The sequence below is a fragment of the Streptosporangium sp. NPDC020072 genome (genome assembly GCF_040631445.1).
Lineage (GTDB): Bacteria > Actinomycetota > Actinomycetes > Streptosporangiales > Streptosporangiaceae > Streptosporangium.
The window spans coordinates 1-19073 of sequence record NZ_JBEYAB010000001.1 but is presented as its reverse complement, the minus strand read 5'-3'; the positions used below and the strand labels follow the sequence as shown (position 1 = coordinate 19073).

The following is a 19073-nucleotide window of genomic DNA, read 5'->3' as shown; positions in this document are numbered from 1 at the left end:
GCTGACAGCGCCGCGGGGCGCGTTGACGCCGTGGCGTCTCGGAGTGGCGGGGCGCTGTCCGTCAGAGCGTCATGGACACGGCGCCATGAACACCACGTTCCCTGAGCCCGCCACGCGAGGGCAAACGGTTTTGCGCCCACCGCCGTCTCGCGACCCGGCCGGCGTACGGGAAGCACGAGGCCGGCTCCTTCATCGAAGCCCGGATGAGCAGCGCGATCGGTAGTGGCGGAGAGTCTTTTTCTGACTGTGTGAATGCTGGTCGGTGAAATCACACCTGGCAGGGAGGTGGCATGGAGGCGTTGGCCTCCAAGGGGCCGGGCGGGGAGAGGTGCCGGCTGGACGAGCGGCGCCTGCAGCGGCTGCGGGCCGGGTTGGAGCGTGGTCCGGCCGCGCACGGATATGTGGAGGACCAGCGCTGGACGCCGGTCCGAATCGCCGACCTGATCGCGGTGTTGTTTCACGTCCGCCACACCTTGCGTGGGGTGTCGTGTCTTCTGCACCGCCTGGGCTGGAGTCCGCAGATCCCTGCGCAGCGGGCTGTTGAGCGTGGCGAGGGGGTGATCACCTCGTGGGTCGTCGAGGAGTGGCCGGCGATAGAGGGCGGCGCTCGACCTGGGCGCCCGGCTGTGCTGGGAAGACGAGTGCGGGCAGAACCTGAGGCCGCCCCGGGGCCTCCTGGACGTGGATCTTTACCTCGCCGTCGACCGGCGGCCTCTCGACGACCAGTGTGCCGGTGTCGGCCTCGGGCACGCCCCGGGAGCTTCGTGACCACTTCAACCGTTGGCGGATGCGTTGCCGCGCCCAGAGCGCCGAGACCGTGGGCACGATCGCGGCCGGAGGCCCAGGAACCAGCCACGTTTGTGAGCGCGGTCCAGCCGGTGGCTCGGATCCACTCGACCAGGTCCAGGGTGGCCGGCTCGATCGAGCGCGCCGCCGCGGGGTCCGATCTTCTCTAGTACATCGAGATGTGCACGTGGTCGTAGTGGTTGGCGGTCACACCGCCCCGGTTGGACATGGCACGCCAGCCGGAACCGGTGTTGATGCGCTGACGCCAGATGACGTACTTGACGCCGAGCCTGTCCCTGTTCTTCAGGGCCCAGGCGGCGAGCTCGTCGCCGAGCTTGACGTTGGCCGCGGTGGGCATGGACCCGCCGGTGCTCATCATGAAGTCGCAGGCCCGGCCGAGGGGGTGCTCGCCCCCGTCGTTCGCCGATCGGTAGCAGCCCACCTCGTGGGGCAGCTGGAAGGCCTGTCCGACGGCCTCGCGCATGATCCGCGTGCGGTCGGTGATGTTGTCGGACCCGGTGGGCAGCTGGGGCGCCCAGCTGCCGTCGGAGCGGCGCCCCGAGCCTGTGGGAACGAGCTGTTCGAGCTTGTCCTCGATCACGCGGATGACCTTCTCCGCGTCCTCACGCTGAACCTGCACCGTCTTGGCCTCCTGCTCGATCTGCCTGGAGAGCTGGGCCGTCCTGTCCGCGGCCTGTTTCATGAGGTCCCGGCTCCGGGCGAAGCCCTGCAGCTGGGCGATCTGCTGGGCGGTCAGCTGTTCCATGACGGCCGCGCCGCCCACCTCGGGGGCCGACAGGATCGAGGGAAGGTCGAGGGGGCCGTTCTGGTAACGGATCTGGACGATGGAGGCGACCTCCCTGCCCGCCTCGGCGTAGGCCGCTTCCGCCTGGCGCAGGTCGGCCTGCGCGACCTTCTCCGCCTCCTGCGCCTTCTTCAGCGACTCCCGTTTGGCGGCGTACGCCTCGATGAGCCGGTCGACTTTCTTGTTGAGCTGGGTCAGTTCGGCGCGGAGCCGGGATTCGTCGGGCTTCGGCGCGGCGCCCGCCGTTCCCGTGCCGCCGAGGGCGAAGGCGAAGGTGAGGGCCGAGGCCAGGCAGGCGGCGGCCGTACGTCGATGGAAAGCGGGGGACAGAGCCGTCACAGCTCTCCTCTCCTCACGCCGACCGGGTTAGCTGACGGGTTCGGGCTGGAGGAAGCCCTTCCACCGAAGTGGTTCACCCCAGATGCATGGGTCCCCGGTTCTCAGGTGAGGCACCTGAGATTAGGCATATCGTGCTGTTTGTCCGATGCGTGAGGATAGTAATGGTAAAAAGGTGACCGCGCGACCCCGAGTCGAGACCGATCGGTGATCATTCCGTGACAACGGCGCGCAGGCGCCGAGCTGTCTCCTCAGGCGGAACGTCGTTCACGAAGGCCCCCATGGCCGACTCGGACCCGGCGAGATACTTGAGCTTGTCCGGCGCCCGGCGGATGCTGAACAGCTCAAGATGCGTGTACGCCAGGTCCCTGTCCACCCGCACCGGTGCCTGGTGCCAGGCCGAGACGTACGGCATGGGCACCCCGAACAGCCCGTCCAGGCGGCGCAGCACCTCGGTGTAGAGCGGTCCGAACGCCGCGCGCTCGGCGGGGTCGAGTCCGTCGAGGCCGGGAACCCCGCGGTGCGGGTAGAGATGGACCTCGACCGGCCAGCGGGCCGCGGCGGGCACGAACGCCGTCCAGTGCTCGTTGGCCGCGACCACACGCTCGGCGGCCTCCCGTTCGGCCGCGAGCACGTCGGCGAAGAGGTCGCCACCGGTGCGCTCCCTGTGCCGCCGCGCCGCGCCGAGCAGGGTCCGGGTACGCGGGGTCACGTAGGGATAGGCGTAGATCTGGCCGTGCGGATGGGGCAGGGTGATGCCGATCTCCGGGCCGCGGTTCTCGAAGCAGAACACCTGCTCGACCCCGGGCATCGCGGAGAGCGCGACGGTGCGGTCGATCCACGCCTCCATCACCAGCTCGACCCGCTCGGGAGAAAGCATGGAGAAGGAGGAGTCGTGCTCGGAGGTGAAGCAGACGACCTCGCACCTGCCGACGCCGGGCCGTACCTCACTCAGGCCGCCGACCTGCGGGTAGGCGCCCAGGTTGGTGGAGAAGGACGGGAAGCGGTTCTCGAAGACGGCCACGTCGTAGGTGGGGGAGGGGATCTCGGTCGGACGGCCGGGCGCCGACGGGCACAGCGGGCACTCGTCGGCGGGCGGCAGGAACGTACGGCCCTGCCGGTGCCCGGCGACCGCGACCCACTCCTCGGTGAGCGGGTCGTAACGCAGCTCGGAGGCGGCGGGCCTGGGCGGCAGGTCGCGCGTGTCGACCGCGCCGCGCGCCGCGTCGTCCCGCAGGTCGAAGTAGAACAGCTCGCGGCCGTCGGCCAGGTGGGTCGCGGTGCGCCTCATCGGTCGCGGGTCCCGTCACCGGCGACGACCAGCTCACCGACCCTGGCGGCGAGTTCCTCGCGGGCCTCCCGCCCGAGCCCGGAGTCCGTGATCAGGACGTGGGCCTCGGACAGCTCGGCGATCGTGCTGATCCCGACCGTCCCCCACTTGGTGTGGTCGGCGGGCACGACCAGGCGGTGCGCCGAGGCCACGAGCGCCCGGTCCGTCTCCGCTTCGAGCAGGTTGGGGGTGGTGAACCCGGCGCGGGCGCTCATCCCGTGCACGCCGAGGAACAGGGTGTCCACGTGCAGCCCTCTGACGGCCGCGACGGCCACCGGGCCGACCAGCGCGTCCGAGGGGGTGCGCACCCCGCCGGTCAGCACCACGGTGCGGTCGGCGCGCGGCGCGCGGTGGAAGACCTCGGCGATCCGGATCGAGTTGGTGATCACCGTCAGCTCTGGCACGTCGGTCACGAAGTGGGCGAGCGTCCAGGTGGTGGTGCCCGCGGAGAGCGCTATCGCCGTGCCCGGCCTGACGAGCCCGGCGGCGTGCCTGGCGATCGCCTCCTTCTCCGACTGCTGACGCGCGGACTTGGCGGTGAACCCGGGCTCCTCGGTCGAGCCGGGTCCCGTGGCCGTCGCCCCACCGTGGACCTTCTCCACGAGACCGCGCTCCGCCAGCGCCTCAAGATCCCTGCGGATCGTCATGTCGGAGACACCGAACTCGCGGACCAGGTCGGCGACCCTGACCCCGCCAGTGCCGCGCACCCGTTCGAGAATCACCTGCTGCCGCTGCTGGGCGAGCATCGATCCCCTCCTTAATCCACCAGACTCCAGCAAATTACCACAGACTCACAGGAGTGAATGTTGGATTATGGGGGTTAAGTGCTCACAGTCGCTCAAGTTCGGCATGGATGTTGGCCCGCGCCCGCGTCTCAAGGTCCGCGACGTGGAAGATCACGGGAAGGTCGAGCAGCGAGCGCAGCACCGCGGCCCTGCCCTGCCTGAAGAGCTCGTCGGGGACGAAGAAGTACTCCTCCCGCACCGCAGCCGCGTAGACGGCGTACTCCTGGGGAGAGGAGGCGAGGATCGCCAGGTCGGCGTCGCACAGCACGGCCCCGTCGGCGTCCCCTGGCTCGGGGGCGTGTGTGATCGTGAGCCTGACCAGCCGCGCGACCGTCCCGACAGCCTCCGGTGACATCCCGAGCTCGGGCAGCGCCCGCTCGGCGAGCCTGGCGCTGCGCTCCTCGTTGTCGCTGCGCCGGGGGTCGTAGACGGCGTCGTGGAACCAGGCCGCGAGCCGTACCAGGTCCGGGTCGGTGGCACTGCCGGCGAGCGCGTCGACGTGGTCGAGTACGGCCGTCAGATGTGCGGTCGTGTGGTATTTGCGGTGTGGCTCGCCGTACCGGGACAGCAGGTCCGCGCCGAGCCGGTCGGCCTCGGTTCCGGCCAGGAGGCGCCAGCGCTCCATCAGCTTCTCGCTCATGCGAGGCAGCCTAGATCCGCCCTCTTGTACGGCGGGTGCCCCGGGAGGAACGTAAGAGGCGGATCCCGCACCCGGCGGGGTTCACGGAAGGAGGCCGCGTGGGCAAACGAGCGCGTAAGAACCGGGCCCGCAAACGGAACAAGGCCAACCACGGAAGACGCCCGACGTCGCGTTAGCCGCGTCGTCCCCAGGAGGCGAGCAGCCGGGTCTGGGCGTCGGTGCCGGAGGCGATCGGCTGCTGCTCCCCGATGACCCCCGCCTGCCGGTAACCGGCCTCGGCGCCCGCGACCCACGCCGCGCAGGCCTCGACCAACTCGGGATCGAGCTGTTCGTCGGCGCCGATCGCCCTGGCCAGGTCCCAGGTGTGGATCAGGACGTCGGCGAACAACTCGGTGACGTACTCCCCGCCGGGCACGTCCCCGAAGGAGAGTCTGGCCAGGCGGGTCAGCGCCCCCTCCCCGTAGGCGGCCTGCACGGCGGCGGTGGCGGAGGTGTCGAACGCCTTCAACGGGTCGTCGCCGAGCAGGTCGCCGTCGAAGTCGTCCCCGACCTCGGCGGCGGTCCGCCCGCCGAGCAGTTCCGGAGCCCACAGGTTCTCGCCCACCACATGTTCGACCAGATCCCGCACGTCCCAGTCGACACAGGGTGTCCGGTTGTGCCACTGCTCCGGGGTGATCCTGTGAACGAGAGCGCCGAAGTCGTCCAGCGCGCGGCGGTAGGCCTCGCGTACGTCGGTGATCATCATGCCCTCCCAGCTCCTCATTTCGACCGTAACTCCTGGGAGGCCAGTAGTCATCGCGCTTGTCGGGCATGACACCGGGGTGTGACGGACTCGCTCGACGAGCCTCACGATGGCCGATAGTGAGGTATGACGAACTCGCGAGTGGCGATCATCGGTGGCGGCCTCGGGGGGCTGTGCCTGGCGCAGGGGCTGCGCCGGGCGGGCGTGGAGGTGACGGTCTACGAGCGTGACCGCACTCCCGGCGACCGGCTCCAGGGTTACCGCATCCACATCGACCCGACGGGGGCCCGCGCGCTCAACGAGTGTCTGCCTCCGGAGTTATGGGAGACGTTCCTGGCGTCGGCCTCCGGGAGCGGGCGGGACTTCGGCTTCCTCACCGAGAGGATGAACCCCCTGATGGTGATGGAGACCCCGCGCGGGCCGGACCCGCTGGACAACCACCACTCCATCAGCCGGGTCACGCTCAGGGAGCTGCTGCTGACCGGCCTGTCCGACGTCGTACGGTTCGACAGGACCTACGAGCGCTACACCCGTGAACCGGACGGGAGCGTGACTCTGCACTTCGCCGACGGGACCACCGAGAACGCGGACGTCGTGGTCGCCGCGGACGGAGGCAACTCCCGGGTCAGAAAGCAGTACCTCCCGCACGCCCGGCGGATCGACACCGGCATCCTCACGGTCGCGGGCAGGTTCCCGCTCACCGGCGAGACACGCGCCCAGGTCGCCCCCCGGCTGTGGCGGGGCCCCAACATGATCATCCCGCCGAGGGGGTGCGGCATGTTCACCGCGCCGCAGGAGTTCGGACAGCGGGACGCCGGAGGCGACGGAGCGGGCGACTACGTCATGTGGGTCTTCGGCGCCTCGGCGGGACGCCTCCCCACCGGACTGTCCGGCATGAACGGTCAGGAACTCAGGGACGCCGTCGCCGGGCTGGTCGCCACCTGGCACCCCGACCTGCGAAGGCTGGTCACCGCCTCGGCCCCCGAGAGCGTCTCCCTGCTGCCGATCCGCACCGCGGTCCCCGTCGATCCCTGGCCCGCGACGAACATCACCCTGCTCGGCGACGCGGTGCACAGCATGACCCCGATGCGGGGGATCGGGGCGAACGCCGCCCTGCGTGACGCCTGCCTGCTCACCCGCGCCCTGCGCGACGGAACGGACCCCGTCACGGCCATCGCCGGCTACGAGACCGAGATGCGCGAGTACGGCTTCGCCGCCGTGCGCAGGTCGCTCAGGGCCGCCAGGCAGTTCGTCGACGACAGCCGCCTGGCCAGGGTGGCCTTCAGGGGCGCGCTCAGGCTGGCCGGGCGCATGCCCTCCCTCAGGAGAAAAGCCCTGTCCTGACCTACGGCAGGCGCTGCTCGACCCAGACGACCTTCCCCTTGGCGGTCGTCCGGGAGCCCCAGCGGTGGGCGAGCCAGTTGACGAGGTGGAGGCCGCGGCCGGTGTCGTCGTCACTGCCCGCGTCCCGCATCGACGGCAGCACGGTGGAGCGGTCGCTCACCTCGCACACCAGCGTCGGGCCGCGCAGCATGCGCAGTCCGACGCTTCCCGAACCGTGCTCGACGGCGTTGGCGACCAGCTCGCTGACCATGAGCTCGACGTTGTCGACGATCGCCTCAAGCCGCCACTCGGCGAGGGTGGCGCGCACGAAGGCACGGGCCTGCCCCGCGGAGCGGGGGTCGGGGGGCAACAGGAGGTCGACGACGTCGTCCTCGTCCAGCTCGCGCACCCTGGCGAGCAGGAGCGCGATGTCGTCGCGCTCGTGCCCGGGACGCTGCGCGCCGATCGTGAGGTCGCAGAGCTCCTCAAGGTCGTGACGCCCGCCGGTGAGCAGGTCGCGCAGCATGCCGATGCCCTCGTCGATGTCCCGGTCACGGCTCTCGACCAGGCCGTCGGTGTAGAAGGCGAGGATCGAGTCGTGCGGCAGCACCAGCTCACGCCGTTCGAAGGGCTCGTTGCCGATGCCCAGGGGCAGACCGGCGGGCAGTTCGAGCAGCTCGGTCTCGCCGCCCGGCCGTACGAGGACGGGTGGGACGTGGCCGGCGCAGGAGATCGCGCAGGCCCGGGTGACCTGGTCGTAGGTGGCGTAGAGGCAGGTCGCGATCTGGGTGGTGTCCAGGTCCTGGCTCATCCGGTTGAGCCGGAAGAGCACTTCGGAGGGGCACAGGTCGAGACTGGCCAGCGTACGGGCGGCGGTGCGCAGCTGGCCCATCGTCGCGGCGGCCCTGATGCCGTGCCCCATCACGTCGCCGACGACGAGGGCGACCCGGCAGCCGGGCAGCGGGATCACGTCGTACCAGTCACCGCCGACCCCGACCAGGTCGCTGGCGGGCAGGTAGCGGGAGGCGATCGTCAGACCGAGCGGCTGGTAGAGGTCGGCGGGCAGCAGACTGCTCTGCAGGGTCAGCGCGGTACGGCGTTCGCGGTTGTAGAGCCGGGCGTTGTCGAGGCAGACCGCGGTCCTGGCGGCCAGTTCCTCGGCGAGGTTGACGTCCTGCTCGTCGAAGGGCTCGCTGTCCGGCCTGCGGGTGAAGATGACGAAGCCGAGCACCCGGCCCCGCGCCTTCAGCGGCACCGCCAGGAAGGAGCTTTCCTCCAGGACCCGGGCGACCGAGTCACGCTTGGAGGAGCGCCCGATCTCCTCCGAGGTCCTGCGCCCGAGGCGGGGGTAGAGGATCGGGTTTCCGGTGGCCATGCACCTGGCGTACGGCGTCCACGCCGCGTAGCTGGTGACCTCGTCCACCGGGAAGGCCTCGGCGTACTCGTCCGGGGTCGTGCTGGAGACCCCGACGGCGATCCGCCGTACGAGCGCCGAGCCGTCGATGCTGCGCTGGGCGAACTCTCCCTCGGTCAGCAGTCTGTCCTGGACCAGGATGCCCGCCGCGTCCGCGAAGCGCGGCACGGCGACGTTCATCAGCTCCCTGCCGGTCTCGAACATGTCCAGCGTGCTGCCGATCCGCTTGCTGGCCGCGTTGAGCAGGGAGAGCTGCTCGTGCATGGTCGCCGGGCTGCTCATCCTGGGGGTCGACGACGCCGGATCCTTGGCGACGAAACGGCGGTTCACCCGTTCCACCGCAGCTCCGTGCCCCGCCTCCCGCTGTGCGCCGGGACTCCGGCGGCCCCGCGGGCGCCGCAGCGAGGGGTCACCGGACCCGGTCCGCCGGGGTGACCGCCCGCGCGGCCGATCATGACGCCCTCGAACCCCGCCACGTTCCCTCCGGTGACTTGACTGCCGCTCATGGAGAATCGTAAAGAACGATCTATATCCCGTATCCGCATTTGGCGCAGATTTCCCGATATTTCTCCGCAGCGTAAACCCGATGGCCGTCGAGTCCCCAATCCGGTGCGGCCGGTCCCGGGCCTCGCGCGACGTCCGTGCCGTACGAGGCCGTCCCCCGTAGTGCGGACCGTTCCCCGCCGGACGGATGGTCATCCTTCGCGACACGGCCGGACGAAAGATCGGAAGCGTGAGAACGGCCACAGAGGATCGGACGGTTCCCGATAGCGGAAGGGCCAGGACACCATGGAGGTGACCTGGCCCTTCGCCATCTGAGCGGACGACGGGAATCGAACCCGCGTAGCCAGTTTGGAAGACTGGGGCTCTACCATTGAGCTACGTCCGCGCGAGCCGGTGTCAGTCTGGTCTAGACTTCATCCGGTCGTCAGGGCGTAATCGTACCGGAGATCCGGAGCGAGCGCGCACCGACGTACGGGGTGTGGCGCAGTTTGGTAGCGCACCTGCTTTGGGAGCAGGGGGCCGCAGGTTCAAATCCTGTCACCCCGACGCTGGTGGGGGCCGATCCGATCGGATTCGATCTGGGTCGGCCTTTTCATCTGGTTCGCCTGGCTCATCCGACTCTGTCGGGTGGGTCAGTGCGTCCCGCTGAAGAGCGCCCAGACGGCCTTGCCGCCGCGGTTGAGGTGGTCCCAGCCCCAGCACTTGCTGTAGGTCTCCACGATGTAGAGGCCGCGGCCGTTCTCCGAGATGAAGTCCGGCTCCTTGGGGGTGGGGACCTCGTCACTGGGGTCGGCGACGGCCAGCAGCACGTGGGGAGACAGGTGCAGCAGCACGAGGGTGATCGGGTTGGCCTCCATCGTGCTCGGTGGACGTAGCGCGTAGCGCACCGCGTTCGTCACGAGCTCGGAGACCACCAGGGCCGCGTCGTCGCTCAGCTCCGACAGGCCCCACTCCCGCAGCTTCGACCTCGTCACCTCGCGGGCGGTCTTCACCGAGTCCGCCTGGTGGGGAAGCGGGCACGCCGTGGCGTCGGAGTGCCTGGCCGCGAGCAGGTCGTCGAAGCTCACCTCGCGAGTCGCCTGCAGGTAGCCGGCAGCCGATTTTGGCTCCTCCACCATCCTGCCGGTATCTCCCGCTCTCATCGTGAGTCTCCGCGCTGGTTGTGAGTTTTCAGAGCTTGTGCACCATAAGCCCAATATGCACTAGGCCATCATGGGTCACCGGAACGCCCGCTGCAAGACCCAAATGCACGTGCAGTTGCATCGTGCAGGCGCATGGGCGAACAGTAGAAGAGGTTGTCGGACCGGACACGGAGTTGGGACCTTGTCATTGCGCCTGGAAGTGGTGACACTGTGTGCGCTGGCCCAACTGAATAGGGAGGCGAAGTGACGCAGGTTCAACCGGGCTCGGGTCCCACGGCTCTGCGGATTCTCCTGGGCTCCCAGTTGCGCCGGCTGCGCGAGGCCAAGGGCCTGTCGCGTGAGGAGGCCGGGCACCTCATCAGGGGGTCGGAGTCCAAGATCAGCAGGATGGAGCTCGGCAGGGTCGGCCTGCGGGAACGTGACGTCGCCGACCTGCTCACCTTCTACGGTGTCAAGGAGGAGGAAGCCAGGGCGGCCGTCATGGAGCTGCTGCTCAAGGCCAACGAGCCCGGCTGGTGGCACCGCTTCAACGACCTGCTCCCCTCGTGGTTCCAGACCTACGTCGGCCTTGAGGAGGCGGCCTCCCGCATCCGCACCTACGAGGTGCAGTTCGTGCCGGGCCTGCTCCAGACCAAGGAGTACGCCCGGGCGGTCATCACCGCGGGCAGCGCGGGCATCTCCCCCGAGGAGATCGCGCGCCGCGTCGACCTGCGGATGCAGCGCCAGCGGGTGCTCGAACGCCCGGACGGCCCGTTCTTCTGGGCCGTCATCGACGAGGCCGCGCTGCGTCGCCCCATCGGTGGCGCCGAGGTGTCCCGCGCACAGCTGGAGCACCTGCTTGACCTCATGCGCCAGCCCAATATCACGATTCAGGTCATGCCGTTCAGCTTCGGCGGTCACAGCGCCGAGGGCGGCGCCTTCAGCGTGCTGCGTTTCCAGGACAGCGAGCTTCCCGACGTGGTCTACGTCGAACAGCTCGCCAGCGCCCTCTACCTGGACAAGCGTGAGGAGGTCGACCGCTACAGCGAGGTCATGGAACGGCTGTGCGCGGTCAGCACCACTCCGGGGGAGACGACCGACATCCTGCGGAGAATCATCAAGGAGAACTGAACGAGCGCCGGTCGCTCCCAGGCGCGGCTCTGCCCTAGACTGGCCAGCGGCGTTGGACACCCGCCACAGTTGATCATGCCCTAATATCGCATGTCTGAACGGCTGTGTCCGGTGCCGCTCATGTGGGCGCGGCGCGCGAGCTTGCCGCGGTAGCCGTACGACTTGACGCGCCCGCGATCACTCGAAGCTTGATCAAGGAGACCACCCCGTGAAGACCGCTGTCGAGGAGCTCAGCCCGACCCGGGTCAAGCTCACTGTCGAGGTGCCGTTCGAGGAGCTCGGCGAGAGCATGCAGGCGGCGTACAAGAAGGTCGCGCAGCAGGTGCGCGTCCCCGGCTTCCGCCCCGGCAAGGTCCCGGCCCGGATCATCGAGCAGCGCTTCGGCCGCGCGGTGGTTCTGGAGGAGACCCTCAACGACGCGGTGCCGAAGCTGTACGGCCAGGCCGTCGACGAGAGCGACATCTTCCCGGTCAGTCAGCCGAGCATCGAGGTCACCAAGATCGATGACGGCGAGCAGGTCGAGTTCACCGCCGAGGTGGACGTCCGCCCGAACTTCGACGTTCCCGACTACGAGGGCATCGAGGTCACCGTCCCGGTCGCCCAGGTGACGGACGAGGACGTCGAGGCCCAGCTGGACGGCCTGCGCCAGCGCTTCGCCACGCTGACCGGCGTCGAGCGCGCCGCGGCCAACGGCGACTACGTCGTGATGGACCTGGCCGCCGCGATCGACGGTGTGAACATCGAGGAGCAGCAGGCGGGCGACGTCTCCTACGAGGTCGGCGCGGGCTCCGTGCTGCAGGGCCTCGACGACGCGCTGGTCGGCATGTCCGCCGGTGACGTCAAGGAGTTCACCACCAACCTGGTCGGCGGGCAGAACGCCGGCGAGGAGGCCGTGGTGACCATCACCATCAAGAGCGTCAAGGAGAAGGTCCTCCCCGAGCTCGACGACGAGTTCGCCCAGCTGGCCAGCGAGTTCGACACCCTCGACGAGCTCAAGGAGAGCGTCCGCGAGCAGGTGCGCCGCACCAAGCTGATCGAGCAGGTCGTCCAGGCGCGCGAGAACGCCCTCGACGCGCTCCTCGACAAGCTCGACATTCCGATCCCGGAGAGCGCGCTCAAGGCCGAGGTCGACAGCCGCAAGCACAACCTTGAGCACCAGATCGCCGAGAGTGGCCTGAGCAAGGAGGCTTACTTCCGCCTCTACCAGACCACCGAGGAAGAGCGTTTCGCCGAGTTCGACACGAGCTCCGCCAAGGCGATCAAGACCGGCTTCGTGCTCGACAAGATCGTCAAGAACGAGGAGCTCGGCGTCAGCGAGCAGGAGCTGACCGACTTCGTGGTGCGCCGCGCCATGCAGATGAACGTCGCCCCCAACGCCCTCGCCAAGCACCTGGCCGACAACGACCAGCTCACGCTGGCCATGGTCGAGATCGTCCGCGACAAGGCCAAGAGCGTCGTCGGTGACGCGGCCAAGGTGGTCGACGAGGCCGGCGAGACGGTCGACCTCAAGGCCATCTACAGCGAGATCAACGGCCAGGAAGTGGTCGAGGAGCCCGCTGAGGGCGCCGAGGGCGACGCCGACAAGGCCGCCGAGTAGACCACAAGGCGGTTCCACGACCTACGTGACGCCTCCCCGGTGCCGGGCACCGGGGAGGCGTCACGCTTTCCCACACGCGGGAAACCCCCATCGGGCAGTCAGGTACGGCTGAGCGCCCGCACAGGTGTCCCGGCGTGTCGCGCCGTCCTTGTCCGGGGGACCGCCCCGAATGTCCTCCAGGGGCCTTCCTGCGCCGTGGACGCCGTCCTACACGGCGGATTCGGCGGCGGGGCCGTAGGGGCTCGGACCAGGCGAAGAGGTGTGGGACGGTGCGGGGAGCATGCGCCGTCAGCGAACAGCACGTGGAGGGGGCATGTCCGGTAGGCGCCGCGCGTTAAGGTCACAAGCAAAGCCAATCGATTACGACGCATCGGAAGGTGACGCTGTGACCAGCCCGCCGACCTTCTACCAGCCGACCGGCTCCGGGCCCGAGTCGATGAGCCAGCAGAACGGCTCGTTCAGGCTCGAAGACCAGCTCTATCAGCGGCTGCTGCGTGAGCGCATCATCGTGCTGGGCACCCAGGTCAACGACGAGATCGCCAACCGAATCTGCGCCGAGCTGCTGCTGCTCGCCGCGGACGATCCCGACAGGGACATCTGGCTCTACATCAACTCGCCGGGCGGATCGGTGACCGCCGGTATGGCGATTTACGACATGATGGAATACGTGCCCAATGATGTGTGCACGGTCGCGATGGGACTGGCCGCCTCCATGGGGCAGTTCCTGCTCTGCGCCGGTGAGAAGGGCAAGCGTTACGCGCTCCCGCACGCACGCATCATGATGCACCAGCCGTCCGGGGGCATCGGTGGCACCGCCGCCGACATCGCCATCCAGGCGGAGCAGATGCTCTACGTCAAGAAGACCCTTGCCGAGCGCATCGCCTTCCACACCGGTCAGCCGCTCGACCAGATCGAGGCCGACTCCGACCGTGACCGCTGGTTCACGGCCGAGGAGGCCAAGGACTACGGCTTCATCGACAATGTCGTGCGCAGCGCCCGGCAGGTGCCCTCAACGGGCGCCGTCTCCTGAAGGGGCAAAAGGTGAGTGAGTTGATCCGGCCGGGAGACATCAACGGCCGTTACGTTATCCCTACCTTCGTCGAGCGCACGTCGTACGGCGTCAAGGAGATGAGCCCGTACAACAAGCTCTTCGAGGACCGCATCATCTTCCTCGGCGTGCAGGTTGACGACACCTCGGCCAACGACGTCATGGCGCAGTTGCTGACGCTGGAGTCGATCGACCCCGACCGCGACATCAGCATCTACATCAACTCGCCGGGCGGCTCGTTCACCGCCATGATGGCGATCTACGACACGATGCAGTTCGTCCGGCCGGAGATCCAGACGGTCTGTCTCGGTCAGGCCGCCTCGGCGGCGGCGATTCTGCTGGCCGGCGGCACGCCCGGCAAGCGGTTCGCCCTGCCCAACGCCCGCATGCTGATCCACCAGCCCTCAACCGAGGGTGGCGGCCAGGGAAGCGACATCGAGATCCAGGCGCGTGAGATCCTGCGGATGCGCACGCAGATGGAGTCGATCCTGTCCAGGCACTCGGGCAGGAGCGCCGAAGAGGTCCGCAAGGACATCGAGCGGGACAAGATCCTCGATGCCGAGGAAGCCAAGGCGTACGGGCTGATCGACGACATCATCCCGTCGCGCAAGAAGCTCGCCAAGGCCATAGCCTCCTAATGAGGTCTATCGCACCGGAACGGTGCCCAATTGGGCACCTTCCGGTGCGACTCGCCGCTAGGGGGCTCACTGAGGGCTCAGAAGACGGTAACGTCGAAACCTGAGCGGGATGACTTTTCGCACCGGGTATCGGTCCGGTCGGAAGAAACGGACCGCGAAGCCAGGGCGGTCCCACGCAAAGGAGTATCTGGGGTGGCACGCATCGGCGACGGGGGAGACCTGCTGAAGTGCTCTTTCTGCGGGAAGAGCCAGAAGCAAGTCAAGAAGCTCATCGCCGGACCCGGCGTATACATCTGCGATGAGTGCATCGATCTCTGCAACGAGATCATCGAAGAGGAGCTCAGCGAGTCCTCCGAGCTCAAGTGGGACAGTCTGCCCAAGCCGAGGGAGATCTACGAGTTCCTCGACGCCTACGTCATCGGTCAGGACCAGGCGAAGAAGGCGCTCTCGGTGGCGGTCTACAACCACTACAAGCGGGTGCAGTCCGGCGAGCGCGGGCGTGACGACGGCATCGAGCTGTCCAAGTCCAACATTCTGCTGTTGGGCCCGACCGGTTCCGGCAAGACACTGCTCGCCCAGACGTTGGCGAAGATGCTGAACGTGCCGTTCGCCATCGCCGACGCCACCGCCCTGACAGAGGCGGGCTATGTGGGCGAGGACGTCGAGAACATATTGCTCAAGCTGATCCAGGCCGCTGACTACGACGTCAAGAAGGCCGAGACCGGCATCATCTACATCGACGAGGTGGACAAGATCGCTCGCAAGAGCGAGAACCCCTCGATCACCAGGGACGTCTCCGGCGAGGGCGTGCAGCAGGCCCTGCTGAAGATCCTGGAGGGCACCACCGCGAGCGTGCCGCCCCAGGGCGGGCGCAAGCACCCCCACCAGGAGTTCATCCAGATCGACACCACCAACGTGCTGTTCATCTGCGGTGGCGCCTTCGCGGGTCTTGAGAAGATCATCGAGTCCCGGGTCGGCAGGAAGGGCATCGGCTTCAACGCCATCATCCGTTCCAAGGACGACATCGACACCTCCGACATCTTCGGAGACGTCATGCCCGAGGACCTGCTGAAGTTCGGCATGATCCCCGAGTTCGTCGGCCGCCTCCCGGTCATCACCAGCGTGCACAACCTTGACCGCGACGCGCTCATCCAGATCCTCACCGAGCCGCGCAACGCCCTGGTCAAGCAGTACCGCCGCCTGTTCGAGCTGGACAACGTCGAGCTGGAGTTCAGCGACGACGCCCTGGAGGCCATCGCCGACCAGGCGATCCTGCGGGGCACCGGTGCCAGAGGCCTGCGCGCCATCCTGGAGGAGGTCCTGCTTTCGGTGATGTACGAGGTGCCCTCCCGACAGGACGTGGCCCGCGTCGTCATCACCCGAGAGTCGGTGCTTGAGCACGTCAACCCGACCCTCGTGCCTCGTGACCAGCTGAACAAGCAGCAGCGCACGCCGCGCGAGAAGTCCGCCTGACCTCAGCGCCGGATGATCCGAAGCGGCGACGCCCCCGCGTTCCTCTACGCGGGGGCGTCGCCGTGTCCACGGTCTTTCCGGGTCTTTCCGGTGGCTGGAGTCCGGCCGCCATCCGAAGAGAGACATGTCTGGACAGGGCGGAAGGTGTGCGGACACCTGACGACGGCCGCGAGTCGGGGACATCGACCGTCCGGACGTCTCTAGAATTGGACACCGTGACGACGCCAGAGCTGCCTACCCAGTACACCCCCGCCGACGTGGAGACCCGGAGCTACGAGCGCTGGGTGTCCGAGGGGTACTTCACCGCCGACCCCAGCAGCGAGCGCGAGCCGTACAGCATCGTCCTGCCCCCGCCGAACGTAACCGGTGTCCTGCACATCGGCCACGCCCTCGACCACTCGATCCAGGACGCGCTGACCCGCCGCGCCCGCATGCGCGGGCAGGAGACGCTCTGGCTGCCGGGTATGGACCACGCGGGCATCGCCACCCAGAACGTCGTCGAGCGTGAGATCGCCAAGGAGGGCCTCTCTCGCCACGACCTTGGCCGGGAGGCCTTCGTCGAGCGCGTCTGGCAGTGGAAGGAAGAGTCCGGGGGCCGGATTCTCGGGCAGATGCGGAAGCTCGGCGACGGCGTCGACTGGTCCCGCGAGCGCTTCACCATGGACCCCGGTCTCTCCCGCGCGGTCCAGACCATCTTCAAGAAGCTCTTCGACGACGGGCTCATCTACCGCGCCGAGCGCATCATCAACTGGTGCCCGCGCTGCCTGACGGCGTTGTCCGACATCGAGGTCGAGCACAGCGAGGACGAGGGCGAACTCGTCTCGATCCGGTACGGCTCCGGCGAGGACGAGATCATCGTCGCCACGACCCGCGCCGAGACCATGCTGGGCGACACCGCGGTCGCCGTGCACCCCGAGGACGAGCGCTACGCGCACCTGGTCGGCAGGCAGGTCGAGCTCCCGCTGACCGGCCGCAGCATTCCGGTCGTGGCCGACGAGCACGTCGACCCCGCCTTCGGCACCGGAGCGGTCAAGGTCACTCCGGCGCACGACCCCAACGACTTCGAGATCGGGCGCCGTCACTCGCTGCCCTCCCTCATCGTCATGGACGAACGCGGAGTGATCACCGCACACGGTCCGTTCGAGGGGCTCGACCGCTTCGAGGCCAGGCCCGCGGTCGTGGCCGCCCTGCGTGAGCAGGGCCGGATCGTCGCGGAGAAGCGGCCCTACCTCCACTCGGTCGGTCACTGCTCACGCTGCAAGACAGTGGTCGAGCCGAGACTGTCGCTGCAGTGGTTCGTCAACGTCTCGCCCCTGGCGAAGGCCGCAGGCGACGCGGTCCGTGAGGGACGCACCCGGATTCACCCGCCGGAGCTGGCCAAGCGCTACTTCGACTGGGTCGACGACATGCACGACTGGTGTATCTCACGGCAGCTGTGGTGGGGACATCGGATTCCGGTCTGGTACGGCCCAGAGGGTGAGGTCGTCTGCGTCGGCCCCGACGAGGAGCCGCCCGCCGGCTACGTCCAGGACTCTGACGTCCTCGACACCTGGTTCTCCTCGGGACTGTGGCCGTTCTCGACCCTGGGCTGGCCGGAGAAGACCCCCGAACTGGCCAAGTTCTACCCGACCTCCGTCCTGGTCACCGGTTACGACATCCTGTTCTTCTGGGTGGCCAGGATGATGATGTTCGGCATCTACGCGATGGAGGGTCGTCCTCCGTTCCACACCGTCGCGTTGCACGGGATGGTCCGAGACCAGTACGGCAAGAAGATGTCCAAGTCGTTCGGCAACGTGGTGGACCCGCTCGACTGGGTCGAGCGCTTCGGCGCGGACGCCACCCGTTTCACGCTCCTGCGCGGTGCCAACCCCGGATCCGACGTGGCGATCAGCGAGGAATGGGCAGGCGGCTCCCGCAACTTCTGCAACAAGATCTGGAACGCCACCCGCTTCGCGCTCATGAACGGCGCGACGGTCGGTGAGCTTCCTGTCGAGGAGCTGACCGCGGCCGACCGCTGGATCCTCTCCCGGCTGCAGGAGGTCGTCGGTACGGTCGACGCGGCCTTCGAGGAGTTCGAGTTCGCCAGGGTCTCCGATGTGCTGTACCACTTCGCCTGGGATGAGGTCTGCGACTGGTACCTGGAGCTGGCGAAGATCCAGCTGGCCGCGGGACAGGAACACACCCGGCTGGTGCTCGGGCACGTCTTCGACGCGCTGCTCCGTCTGCTCCATCCGCTGGTGCCGTTCGTCACCGAGGAACTGTGGCGAGCGGTGACCGCGGCCCCCTCCATCGCGGTCGCCCCGTGGCCCGTGGTTCAGGAGTCGCTGCGTGACGGTGACGCGGAGAAGGAGATCGTCGCCCTCCAGGGGCTGGTCACCGAGATCCGCAGGTTCCGTTCCGACCAGGGTCTCAAGCCAGGCCAACGAGTAGCGGCACGACTCTCCCTCACCGGTACGTCCCTGGCCCCGCACGAGGGGGCGATCAGGTCGCTGCTCCGCCTCGACCAGCCGTCCGACTCCTTCGCCGCGACCGCGCGCCTCGACGTCGGCGGAATCCAGGTGGAGATCGACACCGCGGGGACGATTGATGTGGCGGCTGAGCGCAAGCGTCTGGAGAAGGATCTCGCGGTGGCACGCAAGGAAGCCGCCCAGGTGGCCGCCAAGCTTGGCAATGAGCAGTTCATGTCGAAGGCGCCTGATGACGTGGTGGCCAAGGTGCGTGCCCGTGCCGCCCAGGCGGATCAGGACATCGCGAGACTGACGGCCCAGCTCGACGCGCTGCCTGCCGGCTGAACACTCGATCGCATTACAGAGCCCGGGATCGGTTGGTGGTCCCGGGCTCTCGCGTGTCGGCTTCGGGCACACGTTTGAGACATGGTGACCCAGGGAAGACTTAGTTGTTACCGGCAAGTTGGTCCTGAGAGCCCGAATGGACTGCTAGAGTTCTTCAAGTGGGACGAGATCCCACACACCCCTCCAAAAGATCACTGAAGACCTAGCCTGTCCGAGGGATTGGACAGAAGCTGGATGTCAGAGTAAGTTGGAAGGGTTGCTCCGGAGACGGGGTGAGCGAGATCCTAGCGGGTCTGGCGGGTTGGTGTCGAGTGGCTGCGAAGGCGGCGGGTTGACACGGACCGGCCGGAAATGATAGGATGGAAACGCGGAAGTTTGTGCCCCTGAAGTGGTCGCACTGGGTGGTGTGGCGGCGGACGGTGAACGCGTCCGTTTCTTGAGAACTCAACAGTGTGCTAAAAGCCAGTGCATGAAGCACAAACCCGTCCTAACGCACGACATGGCGACATGATCCGTGCGGGGATGGATTCCTTTGGTTGATACACCCGCCTCCCGTCGTTTCGGCGTTGAGGTGGTGTGCTTTCAGCCGGGGTTGACTCGAAAAGCAT

15 protein-coding genes, 2 tRNA genes and 1 riboswitch are annotated in these 19073 nt (G+C 67.9%); of the genes, 9 read left to right on the top strand and 8 right to left on the bottom strand.

The annotated features are described in order from the left end of the window. Positions 1-290: 290 nt before the first annotated feature. On the top strand, positions 291-956 hold the full coding sequence (locus tag ABZ470_RS00085; RefSeq protein WP_362908938.1) for a winged helix-turn-helix domain-containing protein: 666 nt from the start codon (positions 291-293) through the stop codon (positions 954-956). On the opposite strand, the gene ABZ470_RS00080 is transcribed toward ABZ470_RS00085, so the two are convergent. The 5 genes from ABZ470_RS00080 to ABZ470_RS00060 all read right to left on the bottom strand — a co-directional run bounded on the left by ABZ470_RS00080 (position 953) and on the right by ABZ470_RS00060 (position 5427). After that, positions 953-1930 carry a hypothetical protein gene (locus ABZ470_RS00080; protein WP_362773333.1) on the bottom strand — a complete coding sequence of 326 codons (978 nt, stop codon included), beginning with the start codon at positions 1928-1930 and terminating at the stop codon, positions 953-955. The genes ABZ470_RS00085 and ABZ470_RS00080 overlap by 4 nt on opposite strands. 2 nt (positions 1931-1932) lie before the next feature. Then, a riboswitch (cyclic di-AMP (ydaO/yuaA leader) is annotated at positions 1933-2067 on the bottom strand. A gap of 71 nt (positions 2068-2138) precedes the next feature. Further along, positions 2139-3218: a galactose-1-phosphate uridylyltransferase gene (gene galT, locus ABZ470_RS00075; protein WP_362908936.1), complete on the bottom strand. Its 1080-nt coding sequence runs from the start codon at positions 3216-3218 to the stop codon at positions 2139-2141. Next, positions 3215-4003 (bottom strand): DeoR/GlpR family DNA-binding transcription regulator, encoded by a 789-nt coding sequence (locus ABZ470_RS00070; protein WP_362908934.1) that lies wholly within the window; start codon positions 4001-4003, stop codon positions 3215-3217. The genes galT and ABZ470_RS00070 overlap by 4 nt, the downstream gene beginning before the upstream one ends. A gap of 82 nt (positions 4004-4085) precedes the next feature. Beyond that, the gene (locus ABZ470_RS00065) at positions 4086-4682 is read right to left on the bottom strand and encodes a metal-dependent phosphohydrolase (RefSeq protein WP_362908932.1); all 597 of its coding nucleotides are present in this window, start codon (positions 4680-4682) and stop codon (positions 4086-4088) included. 172 nt (positions 4683-4854) lie between these two features. Beyond that, complete coding sequence (locus ABZ470_RS00060; protein WP_362908930.1) at positions 4855-5427, bottom strand: TIGR03086 family metal-binding protein; 573 nt, start codon at positions 5425-5427, stop codon at positions 4855-4857. Between the two features lie 123 nt (positions 5428-5550). Here ABZ470_RS00060 and ABZ470_RS00055 point away from each other — a divergent pair, with 123 nt between their 5' ends. After that, positions 5551-6768, top strand: a complete 1218-nt coding sequence (locus ABZ470_RS00055) for an NAD(P)/FAD-dependent oxidoreductase (RefSeq protein WP_362908928.1) — start codon at positions 5551-5553, stop codon at positions 6766-6768. A 1-nt stretch (position 6769) separates the two neighbouring features. Here the strand turns inward: ABZ470_RS00055 and ABZ470_RS00050 are convergent, their stop codons facing one another. After that, positions 6770-8500, bottom strand: a complete 1731-nt coding sequence (locus ABZ470_RS00050; RefSeq protein WP_362908926.1) for a SpoIIE family protein phosphatase — start codon at positions 8498-8500, stop codon at positions 6770-6772. A 479-nt stretch (positions 8501-8979) separates the two neighbouring features. Further along, positions 8980-9050, bottom strand: a tRNA-Gly gene (locus ABZ470_RS00045). Positions 9051-9137: 87 nt separating this feature from the next. On the opposite strand from ABZ470_RS00045, the gene ABZ470_RS00040 reads away from it, so the two are divergent. After that, a tRNA-Pro gene (locus ABZ470_RS00040) sits at positions 9138-9211 on the top strand. Between the two features lie 86 nt (positions 9212-9297). On the opposite strand, the gene ABZ470_RS00035 is transcribed toward ABZ470_RS00040, so the two are convergent. Further along, a complete protein-coding gene (locus ABZ470_RS00035) occupies positions 9298-9807 on the bottom strand; it encodes an ATP-binding protein (RefSeq protein ID WP_352010720.1) in 510 nt (169 codons plus the stop codon). A 243-nt stretch (positions 9808-10050) separates the two neighbouring features. Between ABZ470_RS00035 and ABZ470_RS00030 the strand changes: the two genes are divergently transcribed. The 6 genes from ABZ470_RS00030 to ABZ470_RS00005 all read left to right on the top strand — a co-directional run bounded on the left by ABZ470_RS00030 (position 10051) and on the right by ABZ470_RS00005 (position 18465). After that, positions 10051-10917 (top strand): helix-turn-helix transcriptional regulator, encoded by an 867-nt coding sequence (locus ABZ470_RS00030; RefSeq protein WP_362908924.1) that lies wholly within the window; start codon positions 10051-10053, stop codon positions 10915-10917. Positions 10918-11125: 208 nt separating this feature from the next. Then, positions 11126-12514, top strand: a complete 1389-nt coding sequence (gene tig / locus ABZ470_RS00025) for a trigger factor (protein WP_362908922.1) — start codon at positions 11126-11128, stop codon at positions 12512-12514. Positions 12515-12950: 436 nt separating this feature from the next. Next, the gene (locus ABZ470_RS00020) at positions 12951-13544 is read left to right on the top strand and encodes an ATP-dependent Clp protease proteolytic subunit (RefSeq protein ID WP_352010742.1); all 594 of its coding nucleotides are present in this window, start codon (positions 12951-12953) and stop codon (positions 13542-13544) included. A gap of 11 nt (positions 13545-13555) precedes the next feature. Then, entirely contained in the window at positions 13556-14200 is a 645-nt protein-coding gene (locus ABZ470_RS00015; protein ID WP_352010723.1) for an ATP-dependent Clp protease proteolytic subunit, read from the top strand. A gap of 192 nt (positions 14201-14392) precedes the next feature. Continuing rightward, positions 14393-15673, top strand: a complete 1281-nt coding sequence (gene clpX, locus ABZ470_RS00010; RefSeq protein WP_184724068.1) for an ATP-dependent Clp protease ATP-binding subunit ClpX — start codon at positions 14393-14395, stop codon at positions 15671-15673. A gap of 215 nt (positions 15674-15888) precedes the next feature. Next, complete coding sequence (locus tag ABZ470_RS00005) at positions 15889-18465, top strand: valine--tRNA ligase (RefSeq protein WP_362908920.1); 2577 nt, start codon at positions 15889-15891, stop codon at positions 18463-18465. Positions 18466-19073 lie beyond the last annotated feature (608 nt).

Excerpts from the sequence above, each read along its gene's own strand:
- ABZ470_RS00085 (WP_362908938.1), top strand. The coding sequence starts at position 291 with ATGGAGGCGTTGGCCTCCAAGGGGCCGGGCGGGGAGAGGTGCCGGCTG.
- galT (WP_362908936.1), bottom strand. The coding sequence starts at position 3,218 with ATGAGGCGCACCGCGACCCACCTGGCCGACGGCCGCGAGCTGTTCTAC.
- ABZ470_RS00070 (WP_362908934.1), bottom strand. The coding sequence starts at position 4,003 with ATGCTCGCCCAGCAGCGGCAGCAGGTGATTCTCGAACGGGTGCGCGGC.
- ABZ470_RS00065 (WP_362908932.1), bottom strand. The coding sequence starts at position 4,682 with ATGAGCGAGAAGCTGATGGAGCGCTGGCGCCTCCTGGCCGGAACCGAG.
- ABZ470_RS00060 (WP_362908930.1), bottom strand. The coding sequence starts at position 5,427 with ATGATGATCACCGACGTACGCGAGGCCTACCGCCGCGCGCTGGACGAC.
- ABZ470_RS00055 (WP_362908928.1), top strand. The coding sequence starts at position 5,551 with ATGACGAACTCGCGAGTGGCGATCATCGGTGGCGGCCTCGGGGGGCTG.
- ABZ470_RS00035 (WP_352010720.1), bottom strand. The coding sequence starts at position 9,807 with ATGAGAGCGGGAGATACCGGCAGGATGGTGGAGGAGCCAAAATCGGCT.
- ABZ470_RS00020 (WP_352010742.1), top strand. The coding sequence starts at position 12,951 with ATGAGCCAGCAGAACGGCTCGTTCAGGCTCGAAGACCAGCTCTATCAG.